The sequence below is a fragment of the Actinomycetes bacterium genome, assembly GCA_024222295.1.
Classification (GTDB): Bacteria; Actinomycetota; Acidimicrobiia; order Acidimicrobiales; family Microtrichaceae; genus JAAEPF01.
In genome coordinates, this window is the sequence record JAAEPF010000018.1 from 1 (window position 1) to 963 (window position 963).

At 67.9% G+C, this 963-nt stretch carries 1 protein-coding gene; it reads left to right on the top strand.

The genetic code is table 11. From position 1 onward, the window contains the following. Window positions 1-963, top strand: a 963-nt coding sequence (locus tag GY812_05275) for a hypothetical protein (GenBank protein MCP4434901.1), incomplete at both ends; no start/stop codon positions are given.

Here is a 963-nt window from a genome sequence, read left to right on the forward strand (position 1 = left end):
CACGCTGCGGCACATCCGGCTCTTCGGGCCTCCCCTGGTGTTCACGACGCCGAACATCGCGGACACTCGGAACCTGATGGTGTCCCTGATGTACGAGGGCGCCTCCGTACAGCGATGGCGGCTGCTTGAGGAGACTGCTCCTGTGATGCCCTCAACGCGGGACATGCTGCGGCGGGTGGCCGCTGACCCGGTGTCGCAGGCCATGGTCACGAACCTCATGCTGGAACTGTTCCTGGAGCATGTCGTCGGCGTCACGCCGCAGCGCGGGGCCACGGGCGTCTCCGACGGCGTGGCCGCCACGGGGGCGTGTGGAGCGTTCGGGCTCGTCCGCGCGTTCTTCGGACCCGTGGAGTCGCAGGGGCGCGGCGGCATCCATCCGCACATCCACCTGTGGCGCCTGCACCCGATGACCGGCGCGTTCCTCGCGAAGCTGCGCGCGGGGGACGTCGAAGGCCTCGAGGAGCGTCTGAGGAGGTGGAGGGAGGCCGTGCTCGCCAGGGTCGGCAGCGTGCAGTTCGACGCGGCGGAGGAGGTGGGCCGGCAGCTGGGCTTGGACGGGCCGGACCGTCTGCCGCCGCTTCCGCTCGGCCCGCGGGATCGACGTCTCGCGTTCGCGGACGGGAAGCGAGAGGAGAACGACCTCCAATTGAAGTACGATACCATCGCTGGCGCCTCGCGTCGTCAGCTCGGGAAGTTGTGCAAGAGGGCGTACGAAGAGGGCCGCCGCTCCGTCCGTGCTGACAACCAACTGTCCACAGAAGAGCTGCGGAATCAGGTTGCGGCCATGATGAACGTCGATCTCGTGGAGGAGCGGGCGATGCTGCAGCAGCAACAGCCCGCAATAGAGGGTCCGCTGCGGCAGCGCCCGTTCGCGCCGCTGGCAGATCCAGAGCCCGATCCCAGGAGCGCATTCAGCCATCAAGCCAGACAGCAACGAAAGGACACGCGCCACGATTTCGTCTG